Here is a 23,817-nt window from a genome sequence, read left to right as displayed (position 1 = left end):
ACGCAATGAGTCTAAACCTACAACTCTTCAGATATTTTTAAAGCAAAGGGAATGGAGAGCAATCATGGATAAAACACAATACAAACAACTGCGCCGACTAATGCGAGATAACGGCCACTATGCTCTACGCGGGTTCAACGGCGAGATCCGGAGGATTATGGAGCGTATTCGTGGTGACGTAATAGGCAAAGATAAGCTGGCAGAACGCGCAGAAGTTGTGGCGTATTGCAAGCGCGAAGGCTTAGAGTACAACTTTAGACAGATTCAATAGCATTGATCATGCTGCATTAACGCGGCTTAATTTGAGAGCGCAAAATTTTAGCCGCTAAAATAATTTCATATGGAACACTAATGTCGTTAAAGTTAAATATCATTGGTTATTAGTGCGCCTGTGTTTGACATGCAAGAATGAGAATCCAGAATGGAACCTGGTATCCTCGCTTCATATAGCTTTCCGCGAACCCCCTGAAGCACTAACTTCAGGGGGTTGTTGTTCCTGATTTCCACTCCGGCTTAATTTATGAGTCCATTTAGCGATTTTCTACGTTCTTTCCGTCTTTCCAATGAAATTCCTCAGGCTGAACTTGCGGACTTAATGGGTTGCAATCAGACTTTTATTTCTGCATTAGAAAATGGAGTTCGCTCCAGACCAAGTAAAGATTTTGTTGATAAATTTGTAAGTGTGTTCGACTTAACTGAGGCCGAGACTCTGCACTTATACGAGGTATATGAGGCGTCGAATAATACAATAATGTTAGATCCCGCTTTGTCGCAAGACGCTTTTAGGATGTTCCATGAGTTACGCGAGAAAATGGCGGATTTAGCACCTATTCAAGTTAAGTTGATGAGAGATATTGTTACTATGAAGGATCATATTAACGAACCACAAACCAAGGCTCGAATAATCAGACGGCGTAACGTTTCTGGTTGATTCTTTATTGCTTGACATAATAGGACATAATGTCCTATTATAAGCCATCGAAGGCCGGGCGCTTTGCCAAGGTCAGATGTACCGGAGAATCCGATGAATATATTGCACAAAAACCTGCGGTTGGTTTGTATTGATCACCCCTGGCATCTTAGGACATGTGGTTATTGGTATCTGGTTAGAACCGATTACACTACTCCGCTTACGGGATTCCGAACCCGTGAATCACTAATCGCTTGGCTTGATATGCTTCACATTGAAGCTGCTGACGTAATTCCAGACAAAGGGCTATTTAAAGAGATCGACATCATTGGGGAATATGAGGTTTCAACAACGTGTGATGAGACTTATTTTAACCAGTTGGATGGCTTGCCTATCTATTGCGTGTCAAATGCTGATTACACCATAGGCAAGATAAACTACCGTGCCGGTGTTCATAGCGGCGTAGCTACGTTGACTATTTTAGGTCCGAATACAAATCGCGTGGTGTTTTGCCATTCCAAGTGTTCTCAGCTTATTGATGCAGGCCATTATATTATTCAAGAAGATATTGAATCTTTGCTGAACACATACAAAGGTTTCAAGTTGGTTAATATTCCAAGCGGGATGGGAGGTGTATTACCGGCCGTAGTGTCAAAAGACAACGGTATGACCCTAACCGTGATTTGTTTGCATGAAGAGTATTTCCCTAACTGGGTTTTAACTGTTGAGCGAAACAACATTAAGCCATTCAGCTATCGCTTGGACCACAGAATGAGATACATCATAGAGTCTCGCATTACAGAATAAATTTATAGAGTACTCGTATAATTATTTTGGATGGCGGGCCAATGTCCGCCGTTGACTTTAGGCTGGTCGGTTTATCTTTTTAATGGGATAGTGTTCATGATGAGTTCAGAGAGTAGTCGCCTGGTTGTGTTTGTTGGATGGAGCGGCTCTGTGCTTGGGTTGCTTGGAAGCTTATTGTTGGCCCTCAATGTGCCATATTCTGGGTACGGGTTTTTGGCATATTTGGGATCTAATTTCGCGTGGCTCTATCACGGTGTTAGGACGCGAACATGGTCTTTGGTTTTTATGCAAGCTGGTTTTACAGCTACCAGTTTGTTGGGAATGCGGAATTGGATATATTAAGGGCCATTATTGACACGCAACACGGTGCCAAGTGTGCTTATTCCCAAATTCGGGCTTTCGATTCCAAGATGAAAACCATATTACCAAACGCTGCCATTTGGTAAAGTCGCGATTGCTACCATTTGTCTATGCGGCGCTTTATTTGAACCAGACTGTGAATGTTAGAAATGTGGTCACAGCAATAATAGTCATACTGCCAGCGATTATGTTCATAATCGCAATTCTCTTGGCCTCACGGATTGGTCGATTAATTTTGTTTAACGAAGTATCTATTTCGGCCCTCACGGATTTTATTGTTTCCCGCGCACCTTGGGCCATCATGTTTTCCATTGATTCCTTACTGGCGTTCAACGACGCATTTACGATGCGTTCGGCTTTGTTTTTAGCATCTTCGCTCCAGCGCATTGCCAACACTTCTAGCTCTTGTTTGAATTGATCAAGCATATCTTGTTGAGCCTTTGCGCCGTCTTGTAGCAATCTATTATTGATCGTTTGCAGTATCAAGATAGGGTCGTCGCGACCGACTGCAATGCCATGCTTAGTCGCGATTTCCCGAATCAGACTTTCTATTTGATCATCTCTCATTACAGAATCACCGCCGTATCCATTTGATCGTACAGTTGGCTCCGGATCAGTTTTAGACGTTGCCGCATCATGATGGTGTTTGTCTCTGCGGCAATAGCTTCTTCGAATGTCATTTTATCTTGTAGCATATCGCTCAAGTCTCGACCGAATGTTTCGGCTTTGAGGTCCGGTATTTTTACAATCGCCGCCACGCGCGATTTGTTCGCCGTATAGGCTTTCATTTGCTCGAACCCTTTACCGTTGTCTTCTATTGGGCCCCAATAGGGGTTTAGCCATACTACAAACTCTGCTTCCTCCGGGTACTGCTGAACTAACTGACCAAAGCCGGCCACGGTGTCGACCAATGCTTGTCCACCCGTTACTACCGTGTGAATTACGAGTGTATGGCCCATTTCTTTCAATAGTTGCGGTACTGCGTTGGTCATCAAGTAGTTTGACAGTGGCACAAATGAGCTTGCTCCGTTATCGATAACGATATCGCTTTCACTACTTGCGATCATTTCAATCAATTTGTCGAAATGGCGAGAATTTATTTCATCGCCATCTAATATATCGAGCTTCACGACGTTGAGCTTTTTGTACCCGTTCAGCGTTGCATTCACTGGGTCGGTGTCTACGCATAAAGGAGGCGTATGACCTTTGCTAGTTTTGTATTGTGCGATCAAGGCGGCGATTAGCGACTTGCCAACACCCCCTTTCCCTTGTAATACCATGTGTATTTTTGACATTAGAGCCAATCCTCTTTATTGGGTGATGGATCGAATTTAAAGTTTTGTGGTTTCTGTTGATTGCTGGGGTTAGGTCTTTCTGGTGGTTTGGCTCCTTTCTTCGGAACTAGTTGTGTAGTGTTTTGTTTTGGTCGGGTTTGGTTGGCTTTTTTAAGTGCCTGGTTTGTATATTTCAGGAACTGGTGATAACCAATCGTGACCCGCTTAGTTTCATACATGTTTTCCCATACGGTTCGTATCGCATAGCCCGCCGATATCGCTTCGCAAACGTCATTTTTCACTGCCTGAAACATCACTAGGTTTCGGTCGCGCTTTTTCACTGCGTTTTTTTTCTTCACCCACTCCGCAAGCTGTTCCGTATAACTTTTATTCATCTAATTTCACTGGAGGTGTGTCTCAGTCAACTTTGAGTCAATTTTGAGTCAATTTTGAGTCAATTTTGAGTCAAAACGTATGCAAAAAATAAGCTATGTAAACAGATTTTTCTTTATTTTATATAAGATTACATACATACGTCGATTATTTTTTTTGTAGTTGATTGAGTGTTTGATAACATGTTGTGGAGTTACCGACCGAAAGGTCGGGGCAGGATATGTGAAGTACATGTACCGGCGAAGCCGACACATGTACTTCACTTCCCTTTATTCGCGCTATGCACTCAATGGGAATCCTGCTCTACGAGGTCAATCGGCTACCGCCGATAGTTGAACATCAGAGGGGAACATGACAGAGAAGAACGCGACGAGGAAGGGAAGTACCCCGATCTATGTGTGGGTTACTCCAGATGAAAAGGCGGCTATTGAGGCGAATGCTCGGCAAACCGGCCATAGCACATCTGCCTACTTGAGATTCCTTGGTCTTGGTTATGCTCCTAAAAGCATTACCGACAACGAGCGCGTTATGGAGCTCGCTAAGATCAATGGCGATTTGGGGCGGCTTGGTGGATTGCTGAAGCTCTGGCTAACGAATGATGCTCGCACCGCACAGTTCGGTGAGTCCACTATTAGGGCTGCACTTGCACGTATCGAGGCTACGCAAGACAAAATGGTTGAAGTTATGAAGGCGGTAATAATGCCAAGGTCCGACCTGTGATTTTAGCGGCTAAAATTTTGCGCTTATGATCGCGAAACATGTTCCGATGAAGTCGATCAAGAAAAGCGACTTCGATGCTCTTGTCAGTTACATATCTGACGATCAGGATAAGAATGAGCGTGTTGAATACACTTCTGTGACTAACTGTCAGTCGGAGGATTTAACGGCTGCAATCATCGAAGTAACCGCTGTTCAAGGAATGAATACCCGCGCTGAATCGGACAAGACCTATCACCTTATTTTAAGTTTTCGTGAAGGCGAGCGGCCTAGTAATGAAGTCCTAAAGGAGATAGAAAGAATTATTTGCGAAGGGTTAGGGTATGGTGAGCATCAGCGTGTTAGTGCTGTCCATTGCGACACGGATAATCTGCACATGCATATTGCCATCAATAAAATTCATCCGACACGTTTAACCATTCATAACTCATATAACGACCACAAGGTTCTCGGTAATCTGTGCGAGGCCATAGAGATAAAGTATGGTCTTGAGCGAGATAATCATCAACCCAGCAAAGTGGCAAGTGAAAACCGAGCTGCCGACATGGAGCGTCATGCTGGTGTTGAAAGCTTGCTCAGTTGGGTTCGGCGTGAATGTTTAGATCAACTCCATGCGGCAGTCTCTTGGGATGAATTTCACAAGGTGCTTCGCGAGCACGGCCTTACGTTGCAGGAAAGAGGGAATGGTTTTGTTATTTCTGATAATGATGGCTTGATGGTTAAGGCGAGTACCGTTGCACGTGATTTATCAAAGGGAAAACTTGAGGGTCGTCTTGGTGTGTTCGAGTCTCTTTCTAAAGACTCGGGTGTCGCTTCGCAATCTACAGGGCGAGGGAAGTTATATGAGCCGAGGCCGGTTAGATCCAGGCTTGATACAACGCTGTTATTTGCTCGGTATAAAAATGAACAGGCTAATCAACGGGCGTTGCGTGCTCAACAATGGAAGTCGGTGCGTGAAGAGAGGACTCGCAAGATAGATGCCGCAAACCGAGCGGCCAAGTTAAAGCGGGCTGTGATAAAGCTCTCTACGAAGTCTCGCATCGAAAAGAAGATTCTGTATGCATTGGCAAGCAAGTCGTTATTGGCCGACATTCAACATGCTAATCAGCAATGCCAGGCGGAAAGGCAGGCAATATTTGAACGTCACAGGCCGCAACAGTGGGCTGATTGGTTGAGACGTAAGGCGTCTTCTGGTGATGTTGATGCTCTTAATGCTTTACGGGCTCGGGATGCTGCGCAAGGATTGAGTGGGGATACTATCGGTGGAATAGGTGGTGCGCGAATTCGTCATGGTGTGAAAGTTAAGCTGGATGGAGTCACAAAGAAAGGCACCATAATTTACCGCGCTGATTCTTCGGCGATCCGTGATGATGGTGACAAGCTTAAGGTTTCCCGAGGTTCTTCCGCTGATGGGTTGGAGGTGGCATTGCGGATGGCGATGGAAAGGTACGGGAGCACAATCACGGTTTCGGGTAGTGCCGAATTCAAAGCACGAATTGTAAGAACGGCGGTAGATGCCGGCATTCCTTTAGTTTTTGCCGATCCTATTCTGGAGCGGCAACGGCTGTCTTTATTAAATAACACTACGGTGAGAAGAAATGAACAACAATCTGAGCGAGGAAGAGGAATTGGAAGTGGCGTTAGCGGCGTTGGATCAGGAGTCTATGCAGTCAATGGAGAGCGATTCACTGGAACGAAGCGACGTGATGGGTTCTTCGGATTCTTCAACAAGCCCAACGTTAGCGGCGTTGGGCGAAGACCGCCGCCCGAAAGCCGCAACCGTTTGCGAGACTTGTCCAGTCTCGCTATGGTTCGCTTCGCCGCAGGAGTTGAAATGTTACTGTCGGGCAATGTATCTGGTGGTATGGAGCAGCAAGGAGCCGAGCGTAATAACGCATTGCGACGGTCAGTTTCTGGGGCAGGATTGATCGTATCTGTTGAGGCCGATAAATACATTGCTGAGCGCGAAGGCAAGCGGTTAAGGGGTATCAATGTGCCGATGCATAGGCGATACAGTGAAGGTGATGCTGGTACGCTGTCTTTTGCTGGATTAAGACGAGTTGATGGCGCGGCTCTTGTGCTTCTAAAGCGTGATGATGTTGTGTGTGTCTTGCCGGTCGATGAAAAGATGGCGGTACGTCTAAAGCGTTTATCGGTAGGTGATGCTGTGTCTGTTGGTGAGTCTGGTGCAATAACGCTCTCAAAAGGCCGAAGTAGATAGCCACTTTCTTCCTTTGTTAGACATGCGCCTCGGTTCCTTCTGGGGAGTTAACCATAAAATAAATTAAGGTATTTGCCTTTGTAAGTCATTGTTGATAGTATCATTTCATATATAAATATCTTATAAAATACATTAAATGCTGTGAGCGATGTTGTCCATAACATCAGTCATAGGGTTTTTGCCTTTTAGCCGCTAAAAGGGGCGTATCAAATGAAAGATAAATTTAACAATGCAGTCGGTCCCCAAGTTCGCGCAGGTAAACCTCGGGTTGGAATAGTCATACCTGCGTTGGCCGTTACATCGTTAGTCGCTGGCCTTCAATCGGCAACCCAGTTCTTTGCCGATGAGTTCAATTACCAGTCAACGCTGGGCCCTCATTACAACCATATATACGCACCGTGGGCTGTACTGCGTTGGTCTAGTGATTGGTATGGGATCTATCAGGACAGCTTTATGAAAGCCGGCAGTGTTGGTATGTCCGTTACTGCTGTCGGTTTACTTGGGTTGGTTGTCGCAAAGATGGTGATTGCGAATTCATCGAAGGTTAATCCGTATTTGCATGGCTCCGCCCGATGGGCTAACAAGAAGGATATTGAAGAGGCCGGCTTGTTGCCTCGTTCTGTCGGTTTATTTTCTCGGCTCTTCGGTAAAAAGTCTGAGCCGGTTTCAGGAGTCTATGTAGGTGCATGGATCGATAAGAAGGGTGTTACACGATACTTGCGGCATAACGGTCCGGAGCACGTACTATGCTATGCGCCCACACGCTCCGGTAAGGGCGTTGGTTTAGTTATTCCTACGCTATTGTCTTGGGAACGTAGCGCGGTTATTACCGACTTAAAAGGCGAGCTATGGGCTCTAACGTCCGGTTGGCGAAAAAAATATGCAAGGAACAAGGTTTTGCGTTTCGAGCCGGCGGCGCTGCAAGGTAGTGTATGTTGGAATCCATTGGATGAGATTAGGCTTGGTACGGAGTATGAAGTCGGCGATGTCCAGAATTTGGCGACATTGATAGTTGATCCAGATGGTAAGGGCTTAGAAACGCATTGGCAGAAAACAGCTCAGGCTTTGCTTGTCGGTGTGATTATGCATGTTCTGTATAAGGCCAGGGATGAGGGTGGTGAGGCATCTCTTCCTATTGTGGATGCCATTATGTCTGATCCTAATAGAGACATTGCCGAGCTTTGGGTGGAAATGACAACCTACGGGCATGCATTTGGTAAAAACCATCCGGTGGTTGGCTCTGCCGCTCGGGATATGATGGATCGTCCTCCAGAAGAGGCTGGTTCTGTTCTCTCTACGGCCAAGTCGTATCTCGCTTTGTATCGCGATCCAGTTGTTCAGCGCAATGTGCGTAAGTCTGAGTTTCGCATCAAAGATCTGATGAACTTCGATGATCCAGTCAGTTTATACATAGTCACCCAGCCTAATGATAAAGCGCGGCTAAGACCGTTAGTTAGGGTTATGGTGAATATGATTGTCCGGCTTTTGGCTGACAAGATGGAATTCGAGAATGGTCGTCCTAAAGCTCATTACAAGCATCGAATGCTAATGATGCTCGACGAGTTTCCTAGTCTCGGCAGACTGGATATTTTGCAAGAGTCTCTGGCTTTTGTGGCGGGTTACGGGATTAAGTGCTATCTGATTTGCCAAGATATTAACCAATTAAAAAGCCGTGAAACGGGTTATGGCGCTGATGAATCGATAACCTCTAACTGTCATGTACAGAATGCTTATCCACCAAACAGGGTAGAGACTGCTGATCATCTATCCAAACTGACAGGTCAAACCACAGTTGCAAAAGAACAAATTACAACCAGCGGTCGGCGAACCAGCGCGTTATTGGCGCAAGTCTCTAGGACCATTCAGGAAGTACAACGGCCCCTGTTGACTCCGGATGAATGTCTACGCATGCCTGGTCCGGTTAAAGGAGCAGATGGGTTGATTGAGAAACCGGGGGACATGGTGATTTATGCCGCAGGCTACCCTGCTATTTACGGCGTCCAGCCCCTATATTTCAAGGATCCGGTATTTCAGGCCAGAGCATCTATTCCGCCTCCTAAGGTTTCCGATAAGTTACTTAAGACGCATGAAGCAAGGCGTGATGAGGCCATCAAGTTATGATGCGGCTTACTTCATTGATTGCCATGCTTGGTATCTCCTATCTCGCATTATTCGGAATCGCCTACGCCGTTGGTGCGCGATTCAATTCAACACGTAGCATTCCTGTTGGGCTTTACTGGAAAACCAACGACCCGGTGGAGAAGGGTGCCTATGTAATGTTCTGTCCTCCACAACGAGAGGTATTCGATTTAGCCATGACTAGGGGCTATATCGGTGCTGGATTTTGCCCAGGCGGATATGGCTACATGATGAAAAAAATTTTAGCGGCTAAAACTGATGTCGTTTCCATTGGTGATGATGGAGTTTGGGTTAACGATGTTTTATTGCCATATAGCGCCCCTTATGAACTTGATGGTGCAGGTCGCCCAATGCCGAAATTCAGAGCAACCCATGAATTAGGTGAGTCAGAGGTTCTACTTATGACCGATATAAACAAGGGATCGTTTGATGGTCGCTATTTTGGCTTAATCAATCGCTCTCAAATCACGGGCGTTATACGCCCGGTTTTCACTTGGTAAAAAGGAGATCTTTATGCAATTGTTTATTGCAGAAAAGCCTGATCTGGCTAAGGCCATAGTTGATGGATTGGGCGGCGGATCGCGCAAAGATGGTTACTATGACTGCGGCGATAGCTATGTGACGTGGTGCTACGGTCACATGCTGCAACTGCTGGACCCAGAAGACTACGATCCTAGATTCGGCAAATGGAATATGGATGATTTGCCTATCTCGCATATCCCGTGGAAGAAAAAGCCATCGAATGATAAGAAAGACCAACTCAAGATCATCACCTCCTTATTAAAACAAGCCAAGAGCGTTGTACACGCGGGCGACCCTGACGACGAAGGCCAGCTATTGGTTGATGAAATCTTGGAGTATGCGGCTTGTTCGTTACCCGTCAAACGGTTGCTCATCAATGACAACAATATTAGTGTCGTTAAAAGGTCGCTTGCGAGCATGAGAGACAACCGGGAGTTCGCCGGTTTGTCGGCGGCAGCGGAGGCCAGGAGTGTTGGCGATCAGTTATATGGTTATAACATGAGTCGTGCCTATACGCTGGCCGCGAATAAGGCGGGTTTTCAAGGTGTGTTGAGTGTCGGTCGGGTGCAGACGCCTATTCTCGGTCTGGTTGTTAGACGGGATAGGGAGTTTGAAACGCATACCAAGAGTTATTACTACAATGTCACTGGGCAGTTTGCTTTTGGTGGTTTGTCGTTCCCGGCCAGGTATCAAATTGTTGTTGGCGATCCTGTTGATGAAAAAGGCCGTCTCTCGGATCAGAATCATGCACAGGGTATTGCTGATGAGGCTAAGGGCGTACCGGCTACCCTTGTTAGTGCTACTACCAAAAAGAAAGATCAGCATCCGCCGCTTCCGTACAATTTATTGAAGCTTCAGACTGATGCTTCAAGGAAATTCGGTTTTCGTCCCGACCAAACGAAGGGCATAACGCAATCATTACGCGAAAAGCACAAGCTGATTACATACAATCGGAGTGATTGCGAGTATCTCAGTGAAGACCAACATGGTGATGCTCCGAATGTTTTGGCTGCTATTGCTAAAACGGCACCGACGCTAACCCTTGTCGCGCAAAAGGCCGATCCATCAATAAAGAGCCGTGCATTCAATTCGTCGAAGGTTAGCGCCAGTGCCCACCACGGCATCATTCCCACCGAGGCCACTGCCGATTTTTCTAATCTGACTGATGGCGAGCAGAAAATATACATGCTCATTGCCCGTGCTTATATCGCGCAATTCTGGCCCAAACATCAATACGATCAAACCGATATTGTCCTTGAAGCCGCTACGCATCGGTTTGGCGTTCGCTCGAACGTCACTACCTTGGCGGGATGGAAGTCGTTATATCGAAACGATATAGGTAATGAGGATTTGGAAGGTGATGAAAACGACATAGCTCAGGATCTTCGCGTGTTAAAGGCAGGCGAGGGCGGAGATTGTACGGACGCCGTTGCAAGTAAGATGGAAACGAAGCCGCGACCACTGTACACAATGGCCACTCTGTTAACAGACCTTACTCGCGTCGCTCAATATGTTCGGGATGATCGTCTACGAAAGCTCCTTATCGAAAAGGACAAGGGTAAGGAAGGCGAACACGGGGGTATTGGTACTCCGGCGACACGTGACACCATCATTGCTACTTTGTTTGATCGTGGCTATCTGACGGAAAAGGGTAACAACATTATAAGCACTCCTACAGGGCGAGAGTTTTATGACACTTTGCCCGATAAAGCTAAGTATCCCGATATGACTGCTCTATGGCACGAACAGCAAAGGGCTATCCAAAGTGGCGACATCAATGCACTTACCTTTGTCACTGAGTTGATGGAGTACATCGGTACAGAGGTGGCTAACGTTAAGCAGAATGGCATTGGGATCAAGGTTGCTTTCAATCCTTGTCCGGATTGCGGAAAGCCTTTGCGCCGGATCAAGAAAAAGGACAAAAACGAATATTTCTGGGGCTGTACTGGGTTCTCTGATGGGTGCCGGCATGCCGCTGAAGACAAGGATGGTCGGCCGGTCCCCAAACAAGCGTCTCTAGTGTCTGATGTTCATAAATGCATGTCATGTGGAAAGGGCTTGTCGAGGCGGCCAGGGCGAAAAAAGGGAGCGTTTTGGTGGGGGTGTAGTGGGTTTCCAACGTGCAAGCAGACGTATCAAGACGTTAAAGGAAAGCCGGATTTTAACATTAGCAAACAGGGTGGACTTGATGAGTAACGGTGACGGTGTAAATGATTTGAATGTCGATGCGGAATTAGAAATGGAGTTAGAGGTTGATGCAGTCGATGTAGTGGGGGTGAAGCTGCTTGATGCTATGGTGCCTGGTTCTGTTGTGGACTTCGATCCTGACGAAGCCGAACGGCTTGGTGCATTCAATGAGGACGCCTTAAATGAGGCTGATGCATTAGAAAGCCGTATCGATTCAGTAAATCATGAATAGGTGTCTGACCAATGGCGAAGAAACCTAATTCTAATCAAGGACAACTCGATTTTTTCAATGTTTTTGAAGATTGGCTTGTTCCCGAGCCAACGCCGGTCGACAAACCAGAGGTGGTGATTAAGGAACGCATGGATTCATCCCCTAATGATGCTCGACATTTACTCGCATTACGATTGGCGCAACGTCTGAGTGAAGATGGTGGTGTTACATCCAAGGTATTAACTGAGGAAGCTAATCGTGCGTTTGGCGGAACCCAGGCCGGTGGCGACTATTTATCTAAGGATGCTTATGATGCCTTAGAAGCTGCATTTAATATCCACTTGCTCGGGACCGAAGACCCAAACTGGAACGCATTGGATGCAGAACAAGCCAGGCTAAAGGTCGTTGACTTGACTAACCGGGTTCAACGATTGCCTACTCAGACTCGACGTGATGAGGAAATGGAGGAGTTCCAACAGTTCAGCACACCACCCGCCCTGTCGTTCGTTGCTAATTGGGTTGCGAATGTCAAAAGGGATGATGTTATGGCCGAGCCGTCTGCTGGTACAGGGGACTTGGCCATATGGTCAAAGATGGTTGGAGCCACACTGATCCTGAATGAATTGTCACCCCGTAGACAATCTTTATTGGGCGCCTTGTTTCCCGAGGCGACAATATTTAAAGAAAATGCCGAGCAGTTGGATAACGTTCTACCTATCGAGTTTAAGCCGACAGTGGTTGTAATGAATCCGCCATTCAGTTCGTCCGCTGGTCGTGTACAAGGGCAGCGGGACACAACTAATGGTGCAAGACATCTCGAACAAGCGTTAAAGCGCCTAGATGAAGGCGGACGGTTGGTGGCGATTGTAGGGAACGGCATGGCCGCGGATAAGCCTACATTTGCTTCGTGGTGGAAAGAGGTACAAGCCAAATACAATGTAAGGGCCAACATAGGCATTTCCGGGCGAGAATATGCCAAATACGGAACCACATTCGACAATCAGATTTTAGTAATTGACAAAAACGGGGCCACGACGCAGCCGATATTGACCGGCAAAGTAGATTCGGTGGCCGAATTACCAGCATTATTAGAGGGCATAAGAAATGACCGTCAACATATTCAATCAACACCCGATAAACAGGCAAGCCGCCCAAACACTCCGCCAGTGTCAGATACCATTCAATCCGGAAACGGAGTTAGCGGCATTAGCATTGGTGCGGACGGCGTTAGAGCGGAATCTGCTGGAAACGGGGCCGATTCCGGAACCACTCCTATTGATAGCGAAGTTAGAGGCTCAACCGAAGATAGCTATGTCCCTAATGACGGAATCGGAGCCGGGAGTGGAGTTCCAGATAGAGTTATCGGAAACGTTGGAGGAAGCAGCGGCGGAAATACTGGAGGAAATAGTAGCCTCACTACAAGCAACAGTACCGCAAGCGTTGCAGTAGAAGCTAAGGATGATCTGGCTACCGAATTTACTGATTCTGTCTTTGCGAACTACGCTCCACAACGTCTTACAGTACAAGGCGCTAAACCACATCCAGGTAAATTGGTGCAGTCGGCGGCAATGTCAGCTGTCCAACCACCTGCACCGTCATATGCCCCATTATTGCCAAAGGGATTGATCGAAGACGGATTACTTTCGATTGCTCAAATTGAGGCCGTTGTTTATGCAGGGCAAGCGCACTCAGAAACTTTGCCGAATGGTTCAAGGAAAGGCTTTTTCATTGGTGATGGCACTGGTGTTGGTAAGGGACGCGAAATATCCGGCATCATTTTGGATAACATGTTGCAAGGTCGGAAAAAAGCCGTTTGGGTTTCTTTTAATGAAGGCTTGATAGAGGATGCTAAAAGGGATTTTGCGGGTGTGGGAGGCGACCCGTCAAAGTTGTTTTTCCAGGGAAAGACCAAAGCTGGTAACGCAATCAATCAAGAAGAAGGCATATTATTTACAACCTATTCGACGCTACGCGGCGGGGAGAAAAAGCAGGCAAATGATTTGGGACAAAAGGGCGGTAAGTCTCGCGCTCAACAGATCATAGATTGGTTAGGTAAGGATTTTGATGGTGTTATCGCATTTGATGAAGCCCATAGCATGGGTAATGCCATTGCTATTAAGGGAAAACGAGGCGTCAAGAAGCCATCACAACAAGCGATAGCCGGTATTAACTTACAACGCGAATTGCCTAATGCGCGTGTTACCTACGTGTCAGCCACCGGGGCTACCGAGATAAGCAATCTTAGCTATGCGGATCGTCTTGGCTTATGGGGCGAGGGCACGCCGTTTGCCGACACAACTGCCTTTATCAACGGGGTGTCGAAAGGCGGCATTGCATCAATGGAATTGATCAGCCGAGACATGAAGGCGATGGGCATGTATTTGGCAAGGTCGCTGTCCTACGATGGTGTGTCTTATGAAAGGTTGGAACATCCACTATCTGATTTACAGGAAGATATTTACAACGAACTGGCCGGCGCTTGGCAAGTTGTTCTAAATAACGTTGAGCAAGCTCTTGAACTCACTCAAGCCGGTAAGAGTGGTCCGGGTAAAAGTGCGGCTATGTCGCAGTTCTGGGGCGCACATCAACGATTCTTCAATCAAATTGTCACTGCCATGCAGACGCCGGCAGTGATAGATCATATCCGCGACCAACTGGACGCTGGCCATGCGGCTGTGATTCAGTTGGTAAATACAAACGAAGCAGCACAGGAGAGGATTATCGCCGACGCTACGGCGAATGATGCCCCTTTGGAGGAATTGGATTTTACGCCTCGGCAAATGCTAATGGATTATGTCAGAAACGGATTCCCGGTAGCTGCTTATGAGCAAACACAAGACGCTAACGGCAACACCACCTACATTCCAGTACGTGACTCGGAAGGGAATCAAGTATTTGATCGAGAGGCAATTGCTTTGCGCGATTCGCTGCTAGACACGTTGCATCAAATCCGTGTTCCTGAAAATCCATTGGATTCAATCATCAATGCTTTTGGTTCTGATCGGGTCGCAGAGGTTACTGGCCGTGGACGGCGCTTTGTTCAATCTCGCGATGATGAAGGTAATCTACGAGTTGTCGAAGAAAAGCGCGGCAAGAACTCTTCTCGGGCCGACGCTGAGGCGTTTCAAGCCGACAAAAAGGACATTCTCATATTTTCGGGTGCTGGCGGGACCGGTTATAGCTTTCATGCCGACAACACTGCGGAGAATCAACGTAAACGGATTCATTACATCTTACAACCTGGTTGGCGAGCCGATGCCGCCGTTCAAGGGTTTGGGCGAACTCATCGAACCAATCAAGCCCAAGAGCCCCATTATGTATTACCTACCACTAACTTAAAGGCACAAAAACGATTTGTATCTTCAATTGCTCGTCGGCTTGACCAACTCGGAGCGCTTACTCGCGGGCAGAGAGAGGCCACTAGCCAGGGTATGTTTACCGCTTCCGACAATCTTGAAAGCCAATATGCATCGACCGCACTGAATAACTTTTTTCGTGATCTGTATCGTGGGACCACAAGCCTTAAGTTCCACGAAGTTACCAAGCAGATGGGGCTTAATCTGCTTGATGAAAATGCTTCATTGAATGAGAGCAATCTGCCGGCTATACCGCAGTTTTTAAACCGCCTGCTGTCACTGAAAACTGGCATGCAGAATCAAGTTTTTGGCGAATTCGAGCAACGTCTTATTGAAGCCGTTGATTACGCAAAGCAACGTGGTTTGTACGATGTTGGTCTACAGACAATGACCGCTTTGAGCATCCAAAAAACGCGGGATGATGTTGCTTATGAGGATAAGAAAACCGGTGCCCAGACTCGTTATGTTGAATTGGCCGTCACGAATGAAGTCCACTATTACAAGTGGGATGAGGTTAAAAAGTTCGTCAAGGATAACCCTAAAGAAGGTGATCTAAGCGGGTGGTTCGTCTCTGAGTTCGGAAAGAGCAAAGGCGATGTGTTTTATCTCGGCGACATTGGGGAGCGGTTAGATTCCGATGGTAAATCTGTCCGTCGGGGTATTGTTCATACAATCAAAAAACATGATTATCGATATATCGACAACGCTGATGTTATCAGTCGCGGGTATGACTATCGAGCAGTTAATTCAAATGGTGTTGGCTCTTATCAGAGGGTTACTTTGACTCGGGCGATAGACGAAACCGAAGCAAAAAAACTTTGGAACGAGCAAATCGCCAATGCCCCGAAAACTGAAACAAAAACCGAACGCATGCTTGTCGGTGTCATTTTGCCAATCTGGGACCGTGTCGAAGGTGCGGAAACCATTCAACGATTACAAACAGACGACGGCGAACAATTACTTGGCCGAATGTTGGGGCCTAAGTCCGCCAAACAAACACTGAAAAATCTAGGCCTTGATTCCGGTCTTGCTGGAATGTCGGTGGGCGATTTGTTCGAATCAATCAAAAAGGGTAACAAAGCAATTCTATCCAATGGGTGGGAGATTTCTACTGCTAAGGTGAATTTTGAAGACCGTATAGAGATTAAGGGTCGTAGTTATTTTACTGACGCAGAGAAACGATTGCTAAAAGATCAAGGCGCTTTTGTGGAGCGCATCAATTGGTCTGATAGAGTTTTTATACCTACTGGCGAAGGTGGGGTAGGGGTTTTTGAACGCATCACTGCTTCAAAACCTGTTGTCGATCTAATTGAGAAGAATCGCGGTAAGGACTCCGCAAATAGTGAAAGTGACGATTTGGATATGCATGTCCATGATTCATCATTACAGGATGATGAATCGACCAACGTCATTGAGACTTCAGCCAGTTCTGGCGAATCACCTTTTTCCCCTTGCACGCAACCACCGAAACAAGACGGAATCTATCAGCTAGAGAATAAGCAATACGCGAAGTTTCAACACGGTATTTGGTATCGCTCATACCCAACATCAGAAGAAGCGGCTCAATCGGAAATGAATATTTCTGGAAATATGTTGCCATCCGATAGAACGCCTGATCAATCATGGGTGCTTTACTCTCATGGAGTAAAGGATACCTTCGGCGAGATTGTTATGCCTGGCACCAAGGTGCTTATCGACGAGATTAACAACCCCATCACAACCAATGTAGTCGGCATTGCCGACGCTCCAATAAATGGCGTTATTCGTCAGGAGGATGTTTCAATGGATAAAGCTAAGAAACCTTTTCACGAAGTTGTTGCCGAGAAATTAATTGAACAACTAGAACAAGGGACGGCCCCGTGGCAACGGCCTTGGAACCCGGACGAAGCGGGTGGATTTCTCCCATATAACCCTGTTACCGGCAATCGATATAAAGGTATCAACACTCTCCATTTATTGTCGGAGGATAGGAACGATAATCGGTGGATGACCTATAAGCAAGCTGGTGAGCTTGGTGGGCAAGTCCGAAAAGGAGAGAAGGGGACTGGTGTTCAATATTGGAAATTTACCGATGAGCAAACGAAGCGGGATGATAACGGCAATCCGGTTTTAGACGGAGAAGGCAATCCGGTGAAGGTGGTCATAAAGTTGGAACGTCCACGGGTTTTCTTTGCAACGGTGTTTAATGCTGAACAGATCGATGGTTTGCCGCCGCTTGAAAAGAAAGAGATAGCTTGGGACCCCATTGAACGAGCAGAAAATATATTAGCGGCGTCAGGTGCCGATATACATCATAACGGCGGTAGCCGTGCGTTTTATAGACCGTCTACTGATAGCATTCACTTGCCGGAAAAAGGTCAGTTTCCAACCGCAGAAAATTACTATGCGACCGCGTTGCATGAGTTGGGACACTGGACTGGACACGAAGACCGGCTGAATCGGGACATTGCACATCCATTCGGAAGCGAGGCTTACGCCAAAGAAGAATTAAGGGCGGAGATTGCCAGTATGATCTTGGGTGAAGAGCTTGGTATTGGTCATGATCCTGGTCAACATGCGGCTTATGTTGGCTCGTGGATTAAGGCTTTGCGGGATGATCCAATGGAGATTTTCCGGGCGGCGTCCGATGCGGAAAAAATTCAGACATTTGTTCTCGGGCTCGAACAAGCGTTAGTTCAAGAGCAGGGCCAAGCGCTAACTGCCGATCAGCGACAACCTCATGAACTGACATTGTCTGAGTTTGCTTCTCAGGTCGTTGTCGAGCAGTTGGAAAATCATGGTCGAAAATGGAATGTTACGTTAGGAACCTATTCGGCTTTTTCCGACGCGGCAACTTCTGCTGATGCCGTTGCCGATGTTCATCGTGCCGCCGTAAACAATGCACTTTATCTGAATTCACCTGAGAACTCGGAAAGCACTATTTCGGCAACTATGCCCCCGTTGTCGGTCTTGATTGAGTATCCCGATCTTGTAAGAGATTACGGATTTCAAAGTCAGTTGGTCGCGTTTAAGGATGTAACACGCGGAGCATATTCTGGACAGGTCGACCAAACGTTAATCGCGGAGGTTGGTGGTGTTCAAGTAGGGAAACTGGATTACTCAATCTATAACGGAATACCCGCAATCCAGATGGTCGAAGTGGAAAATGATCATCGCCGGCTGGGGTACGCTACAGAACTTGTAAAACAGTTGCAGCGGCAATTTCCTAATACAGAAATTGAATGGGGCGTATTAACTGAGGATGGTAAAAAGTTTCGAGACAGCTTGCGAATGACCGAAAAGCCTAGCGAACATGAACCAGAATTTGAGCGGCTAAATATAGCAATTGCAGAGCGTGATCGATTGCTTTCCGAAGCTAATGACTTTAATGCTCTCAAGAACCCAACGCCAGAGCAGATTGAAACGTATTCGAATCTAACCGAGCCTCTTAATAATTTGCATGATTTGATTTATGACTTGGAAAGCAAATTAGCCAATCAGTCCAGAACGATTAGGCTAATTGATACAGAGAATGCAATTACATCCAACAAGTCTATCGCCCCAGAAGGCTCGGCGCCTACCGTTGCGGAACTGACGGCGGTCGAATATCAGACGCTAGTGGATGCTGATGAGGTATATCAGCGCGAACTGGTTCGTGTCTATGGGGAAGAAAAAGCGGGCGATACCCGCTATCTACAAAAGCATGAAGATCCGGGCTTACAGCAGGCGGCTGATGCTTTCCATGCCGCATCTGATGTTTGGCATAGTGCTGTTGCTGATGCCAGAAAGAAGTTGGCCGGTGACAGTACTACTATCCGTGTTGTGGCAGAAAGCACTGTCGATGTGGCGTTGTCTTCTGGTTTGGCGGCTGATATTTCGACCGTTTTACTGCGGTCGGAAGAGTGGACGTTCGATCATTATCAGGACTACGAAGGGGATAGCCTGGATGTCGCTTTGCGGAAGGAAGGTTTACATACCCTTAAGGATGTTACAGGCGATGTACCTGGGCAGTTTTTTGACAATGCTATTCGTCGCCTTTCGCCTGTTTTTGGTATAGAACCCGATGATTTTAGCGTTACAAACGCTTATTTAGAACGCAAGGGGTTGGCTCAGGCGTTCCAGACAATGGCCGATAGGTTAGTCCAGGACCAAACACAACAAGTTTCTTCGTCGGCGATCACCTTATCCAAAGACGGTGTTGAGTTGGATAGGCGCAATGTGCTTGATCTGTTCCCAGAGCTCAATGGTCCAGATGGCAAACCGAATGGATTTGGCATATCGAAAATTACTTTAATGCCAGACGGTAAGGTTGTTATCGATGGTGACACCAAGAAAGCAATCGTGGCCGATACATCAGCGCAGTCCGAAACCGGGATCACACATCAGGATATTGCTGACTATTACGAACGTGGGTTTATTAAAACAGTGGTGTTACCGGAATCTACTAAATCTGAAACAGCTCAATTTGAAGGGGGCGTTATGCGCGATCCTGATGTTAATTCAACTGAACGTCTTTTAGAGGATTCGGTGCGGAATATTGAGTACGCGAAAGAGGTCATTCCTGAATGGCGTGGTAGTTACGCTCAAGAGCAGGGCAATGGAAATGTTCGTCTTGCTCTTGATTTAATTGAAAGGGGTGAAATCGATAAAGCGATTGATGCACTATGGTTAAACGTCGACCTAGAACACCGATATGGTGGTGAAAACAGCGATGAGTTTCGTGACGTCATAAAAGTAGTGGAAGAAGACTGGCGGAAATGGCAAGCCGATAATGGGGTTGGTCCGGCTATCACACCGGCTATTCAATGGGGATTTGATGACTTGCCGCGCGATATGAGTCAGTTATCGGGTGCGACGTTCGAAGAGTATCAAAAGGCGGCGGAGGCTGCCCGATTAGAAGAGCAAGCCGTTATGAATGACCCGGATAGCTCTGATGAAGACATATCTGCCGCTAGGGAGAAGAGGAAATCCGCCGATCTGTTGGCTACGGTAAACAATTCAGACTTTCAAAATAAAGTTTCTGAGTTTGAACAGAAACAAGCAGCCACCAATTTGTCCGGCCTCGGTGGTGATAGTGTGCGGCCAGACCAACAAAACACAGGAAATGATAAGACCTTTATTGCTGTGCCTTTCCGCGAGAAAGAGGAAGCTAAAGCATTGGGCGCCAAATGGGATAGGCAACATACATCCTGGTTCATTCCTGCTGGTGTTGATCAATCGGCGTTTTCTAAATGGTTGCCATCAGAGGCTGGAGAAGTAAAAGTAACGTCAGTCGATAATTCTGAAGTGGCTAAACCAACCGCCTCCGATAAGTTGTACCTTGCCGTTCCGTATTCGGAGAGAAAAACCGCGAAAGAAGCCGGCGCTAAGTGGGATGCCGGCGCTAAATCGTGGTATGTCGGTCTAAATGCCAATATGGATAAGTTGCAACGATGGTTGCCTGATAACACTAAACCGCAGCAAGAACCGGCAATGACCCCGCGCGAAGAATTTTCATCGCTACTTAAGGATATGGGGTTTGTGCTTTCGGGAAACCATCCAGTTATGGATGGACAGCGACATAGGCTTGAAACAGTTGGTGATAAGGCGGGCGAGAAGGCGGGATTTTATGTTGCTCACCTGGATGGTCATCCTGCCGGCTTTGCTCAGAATAATCGTACCGGCGAAGCCCAGAAATGGAAATCAAAGGGCTATTCGCTTAGCGATGGAGAAAAGGCGGAATTGCAAGCTCAAAGTGCTTCCAAGTTGCAAGCAAGAGAAAACGAGCTAAAAGCTAAACAGGATTCCGTAGCGGCGTCTATAAGACAGCTACTTGCTATCTCTCCGCCTGCATCTGCCGATCATCAATATTTGCAATCAAAGGAAGCCCGGCCAGGTGATCTTCGAATGGTGCCGACCGATTCAACAATGTTGCCTCCCGATTCGGCTGTAATGATTGGTAAAACATGGAAGGAGTCGAAGGAGCTGCGGGTCTCGCATCCGGATAAACTGGTGTTCACCGCGGGTGATTTGCTCTTGTCGGCGCAAGATGTAAGCGGCGTAATTCGATCAGTGCAATCTATCCAGGAAAACGGCATGAAGCGGTTTGCTGCTGGCGGTGCTAAGCAAGACATGTTTCATGTTGTCGGCGGCAATGGCGTGGAAGTGTTGGCGAGAGTACCGGCCATAGTGATAGGTGAGGGCTATGCTACGGCTGATACATTATCCCAGTCACTTGGGTATCCAACAGTCGCGGCCTTCGATTCCGGCAATTTGCCACACGTTGCGAAGTTATTGCACGACCAGTTTCCTGGCAAACCATTCATCATTGCCGGGGATAATGATTTGCATCAAGAACTGACCGAGGGCCGCAATCCTGGTAAGGAAAAAGCAGAGGCGGCGGCAAAAGCCGTCGGAGGTGTGGCTGTGTTTCCGGTTTTCGCTCCTGGGGAGCAAGCTTACCCCGCCGATCTTGATCCGGTTACGCCGGCACTAGCAAAAGGGGATGGTTTATCAGATGCCCAGAAGGAGGCTATTTCAAAGATGAAGTCCTTCACGGATTTCAACGATCTTGCGACAAAAAGTGAATTAGGTTGGGAAGGGGTTGAACGCCAGGTAACTAATGTCGTGAATAAAATCGTATCCAATCATCATGAACGAATTGAAGCCAGACAGCAGCAAGATAATGTTCAGCGCCTAGAGCTGCAACAGCGGCAGAAACTGGCGTCGCGCAACGCGGTTGCAACTATTTAGGTTATAGCTTGCAGCCATCAGCCAGTGAAAACCGCTGGCGAGAAGAAATCCAGTTAGATGATGGATGTTGTATTTTAGCCGCTAAAATTTTCAATTGTTTTTCTGAGTTTTTTATTATGGCGTTGCCCGATAGCATTGGCCAGGAACCGAATGAATTGACAGCGGCGGAAACATGTCGGTACTGCCTGCCGTGGAGGTATATGTTATGGACAAACCTGAGCCAATTGCCGATTTAAGCGACGATGAGCGCAAACTGCTGATTGAAGGATTGACAGCGTTGCGTCGGGAGCGTGGTCAGGCGTGGAATCTGGCCTGTGATGCTGCCGATGCGAATGGTAGGCGCCGACCTTCCTTGCGTCAGTTCGGTATCGATGATATTAAACGGCTTGCTCGGCGAATTGGCGGAAGAAATGCCCATACCCACTGGCTTGAAGAGTACCGGTAAGTCGTTTTCTATACGGTTCGTCATACCCATCAAAAAATAAGTCAATCGAACATTGTTTTATAGAGCCAGTATTCTGCACTGAGAAAAACGACATTTCTGGGGTTCTGGCTTAGAATCGCCACTATCATCACAAGCCGCGAAAAGATGAGGCGATTTTGAAAAATATAGCTGGGAATGACGTATCCATTTTTTTATTCCGCTTTGAATTACGCGGTCATGCCATCGACTTTGTTTTGAATGAGGCGATTGCCGAAGATATGTACCCCGATATCGATGAGAAAATGAAACCGCTCGTCCATGCCTGTTGCGAAACACTTTTGCGATACAGACACCTCAGTGTGAGCAATACCATTATGGATGGCAATTTTTTGGTTACCGGAGAATTTGAGGTCATGCTGAGTAAGGGGCTAGGACAACACTTTGCGCATGACGAAAAGCAGCGGTTATTCCATGATGCCAAAAATATCGCCGATCTTCTGGGGGAGGTTATGGACAGGGGAACCCAAGAAGAGAAAAACGGAATACAACGGAACCTACCCCCAATAGAGCATACGCCAAATCCCAAGAAGATAAAAAAAGGGCTTGAGACGCTGGGGAAAACCAAACTCCAACAGGCAAAAAGGCAATGGCTTGCAGAGGGAGTACCAATACGGCCAGGGTTAAGGCAGTTGCGTCCTGAGGATTTACCGCCTCATGTCACCGCTTCCAGTGGCTATGACCATAGAGGGCTTTGCTATGTCTTCGATCATAAAACACTGGGGGAGCTGGGGCGGATTGTCATGATCAAGGCCGGGGAACAAGAAATGTTGATGCAGGCCGATTTATACGTAGGGCAGGAAACCCCGGAATCCGCTATTGTAAAAAAGAAAACGGCAATATTTGAGGAAGTAGTTGCAACTGTCAACGCCTGCTTTATATAAATAAGGCATAACCAAATTCAATGCGCGTCCGAATACATTGCTTACGTGAACGTGGCAGGCCACTCCCAAAACATCAGTTCGCATTTAAGCCTGCGCCGGTCGGATGGCTCACTGTGCACGAAGAACGCGATAACGTATTAAACCGATACACCAGAGTCGCCAGGTTCCGGGCGATGGAAAATAGCAACGAGCTATTACCGGCCTTGCGAGACGCTCAGTTGGTTGAATTGACGCGTGAACGCTTAATCCTATCGGGAATAGAACGACAGGAAGACTTGGTTATCAATAAGATCGAGGACTTTGCCCAAACTTGGGTGTGCTGGCTTGATGCGGAAACATAAAGCCAGATAGCAACTACGAAGAAAATGAAGAGTTGAAGCGCTATTTGAAGAGCTCTATCTTTCGCTTTTTGAACTCTGCGGGTGATATTTCTCCTGAGTCCCTTTGGGATTTCAATTCCTCCCACTTAGCTTTCCTTTCTTGCTTGGCTATCCCTTCTCCCTCCCAAGGCGCATAGCCACAGGCCATAGCTCCAGTAATAGCTTCTTGGCTATATCCACGATCCCTCATTTCGTGAAGAAAATCCCAATCGCCCATTTTGTTCTCCTAATCTGTTCTAGCGAATAGTGTTGTTAGGGATTATA

17 protein-coding genes are annotated in these 23,817 nt (G+C 47.0%); 13 read left to right on the top strand and 4 right to left on the bottom strand.

Features of this window, described 5'->3' with window-relative positions:
• Positions 1-64: 64 nt before the first annotated feature.
• The 3 genes from CWO84_RS10175 to CWO84_RS10165 all read left to right on the top strand — a co-directional run bounded on the left by CWO84_RS10175 (position 65) and on the right by CWO84_RS10165 (position 1,717).
• Entirely contained in the window at positions 65-271 is a 207-nt protein-coding gene (locus CWO84_RS10175; RefSeq protein WP_101052524.1) for a hypothetical protein, read from the top strand.
• Positions 272-520: 249 nt separating this feature from the next.
• A complete protein-coding gene (locus CWO84_RS10170; RefSeq protein ID WP_101052522.1) occupies positions 521-931 on the top strand; it encodes a helix-turn-helix transcriptional regulator in 411 nt (136 codons plus the stop codon).
• 93 nt (positions 932-1,024) lie between these two features.
• Positions 1,025-1,717, top strand: coding sequence for a hypothetical protein (locus CWO84_RS10165; RefSeq protein ID WP_101052520.1), 693 nt, complete (start codon positions 1,025-1,027; stop codon positions 1,715-1,717).
• A 480-nt stretch (positions 1,718-2,197) separates the two neighbouring features.
• Here CWO84_RS10165 and CWO84_RS10155 read toward each other — a convergent pair whose 3' ends face one another.
• Genes CWO84_RS10155 through CWO84_RS10145 form a run of 3 tightly spaced genes read right to left on the bottom strand, consistent with a single transcriptional unit; the run spans position 2,198 to position 3,746 of the window.
• Positions 2,198-2,644 carry a conjugal transfer protein TraM gene (locus tag CWO84_RS10155; RefSeq protein WP_101052518.1) on the bottom strand — a complete coding sequence of 149 codons (447 nt, stop codon included), beginning with the start codon at positions 2,642-2,644 and terminating at the stop codon, positions 2,198-2,200.
• Positions 2,644-3,372 carry a conjugal transfer protein TraL gene (locus CWO84_RS10150; RefSeq protein ID WP_101052516.1) on the bottom strand — a complete coding sequence of 243 codons (729 nt, stop codon included), beginning with the start codon at positions 3,370-3,372 and terminating at the stop codon, positions 2,644-2,646. The genes CWO84_RS10155 and CWO84_RS10150 overlap by 1 nt, the downstream gene beginning before the upstream one ends.
• Positions 3,372-3,746, bottom strand: a complete 375-nt coding sequence (locus CWO84_RS10145; protein ID WP_101052514.1) for a TraK family protein — start codon at positions 3,744-3,746, stop codon at positions 3,372-3,374. The genes CWO84_RS10150 and CWO84_RS10145 overlap by 1 nt, the downstream gene beginning before the upstream one ends.
• 349 nt (positions 3,747-4,095) lie before the next feature.
• On the opposite strand from CWO84_RS10145, the gene traJ reads away from it, so the two are divergent.
• From traJ to CWO84_RS24375, 10 genes are all read left to right on the top strand, one after another.
• Complete coding sequence (gene traJ / locus CWO84_RS10140) at positions 4,096-4,464, top strand: conjugal transfer transcriptional regulator TraJ (RefSeq protein WP_101052512.1); 369 nt, start codon at positions 4,096-4,098, stop codon at positions 4,462-4,464.
• 25 nt (positions 4,465-4,489) lie between these two features.
• Positions 4,490-6,682 (top strand): TraI/MobA(P) family conjugative relaxase, encoded by a 2,193-nt coding sequence (gene traI / locus CWO84_RS10135; RefSeq protein WP_101052510.1) that lies wholly within the window; start codon positions 4,490-4,492, stop codon positions 6,680-6,682.
• Positions 6,683-6,892: 210 nt separating this feature from the next.
• Entirely contained in the window at positions 6,893-8,803 is a 1,911-nt protein-coding gene (locus CWO84_RS10130; RefSeq protein ID WP_101052509.1) for a type IV secretory system conjugative DNA transfer family protein, read from the top strand.
• 23 nt (positions 8,804-8,826) lie between these two features.
• Positions 8,827-9,321 carry a conjugative transfer signal peptidase TraF gene (traF, locus tag CWO84_RS10125; protein WP_240618018.1) on the top strand — a complete coding sequence of 165 codons (495 nt, stop codon included), beginning with the start codon at positions 8,827-8,829 and terminating at the stop codon, positions 9,319-9,321.
• 13 nt (positions 9,322-9,334) lie between these two features.
• The gene (locus CWO84_RS10120) at positions 9,335-11,539 is read left to right on the top strand and encodes a DNA topoisomerase 3 (protein WP_101052505.1); all 2,205 of its coding nucleotides are present in this window, start codon (positions 9,335-9,337) and stop codon (positions 11,537-11,539) included.
• On the top strand, positions 11,532-11,762 hold the full coding sequence (locus tag CWO84_RS10115; RefSeq protein WP_101052503.1) for a conjugal transfer protein TraD: 231 nt from the start codon (positions 11,532-11,534) through the stop codon (positions 11,760-11,762). The genes CWO84_RS10120 and CWO84_RS10115 overlap by 8 nt, the downstream gene beginning before the upstream one ends.
• An 11-nt stretch (positions 11,763-11,773) precedes the next feature.
• On the top strand, positions 11,774-21,808 hold the full coding sequence (locus CWO84_RS10110; protein WP_101052501.1) for a strawberry notch-like NTP hydrolase domain-containing protein: 10,035 nt from the start codon (positions 11,774-11,776) through the stop codon (positions 21,806-21,808).
• Between the two features lie 172 nt (positions 21,809-21,980).
• Positions 21,981-22,253: a hypothetical protein gene (locus tag CWO84_RS24620; protein WP_205800366.1), complete on the top strand. Its 273-nt coding sequence runs from the start codon at positions 21,981-21,983 to the stop codon at positions 22,251-22,253.
• 155 nt (positions 22,254-22,408) lie between these two features.
• On the top strand, positions 22,409-23,173 hold the full coding sequence (locus tag CWO84_RS24615) for a hypothetical protein (protein ID WP_205800365.1): 765 nt from the start codon (positions 22,409-22,411) through the stop codon (positions 23,171-23,173).
• Between the two features lie 173 nt (positions 23,174-23,346).
• Positions 23,347-23,514, top strand: coding sequence for a hypothetical protein (locus CWO84_RS24375; RefSeq protein ID WP_165786297.1), 168 nt, complete (start codon positions 23,347-23,349; stop codon positions 23,512-23,514).
• Between the two features lie 40 nt (positions 23,515-23,554).
• Here the strand turns inward: CWO84_RS24375 and CWO84_RS10090 are convergent, their stop codons facing one another.
• On the bottom strand, positions 23,555-23,770 hold the full coding sequence (locus tag CWO84_RS10090) for a hypothetical protein (RefSeq protein WP_101052497.1): 216 nt from the start codon (positions 23,768-23,770) through the stop codon (positions 23,555-23,557).
• Positions 23,771-23,817: the final 47 nt, after the last annotated feature.

Source organism: Methylomonas sp. Kb3 (genome assembly GCF_002834115.1).
GTDB classification, from domain to species: Bacteria; Pseudomonadota; Gammaproteobacteria; order Methylococcales; family Methylomonadaceae; genus Methylomonas; species Methylomonas defluvii.
The sequence above is the reverse complement of the archived record's forward strand: the minus strand, read 5'-3'. Positions and strand labels throughout refer to the sequence as shown.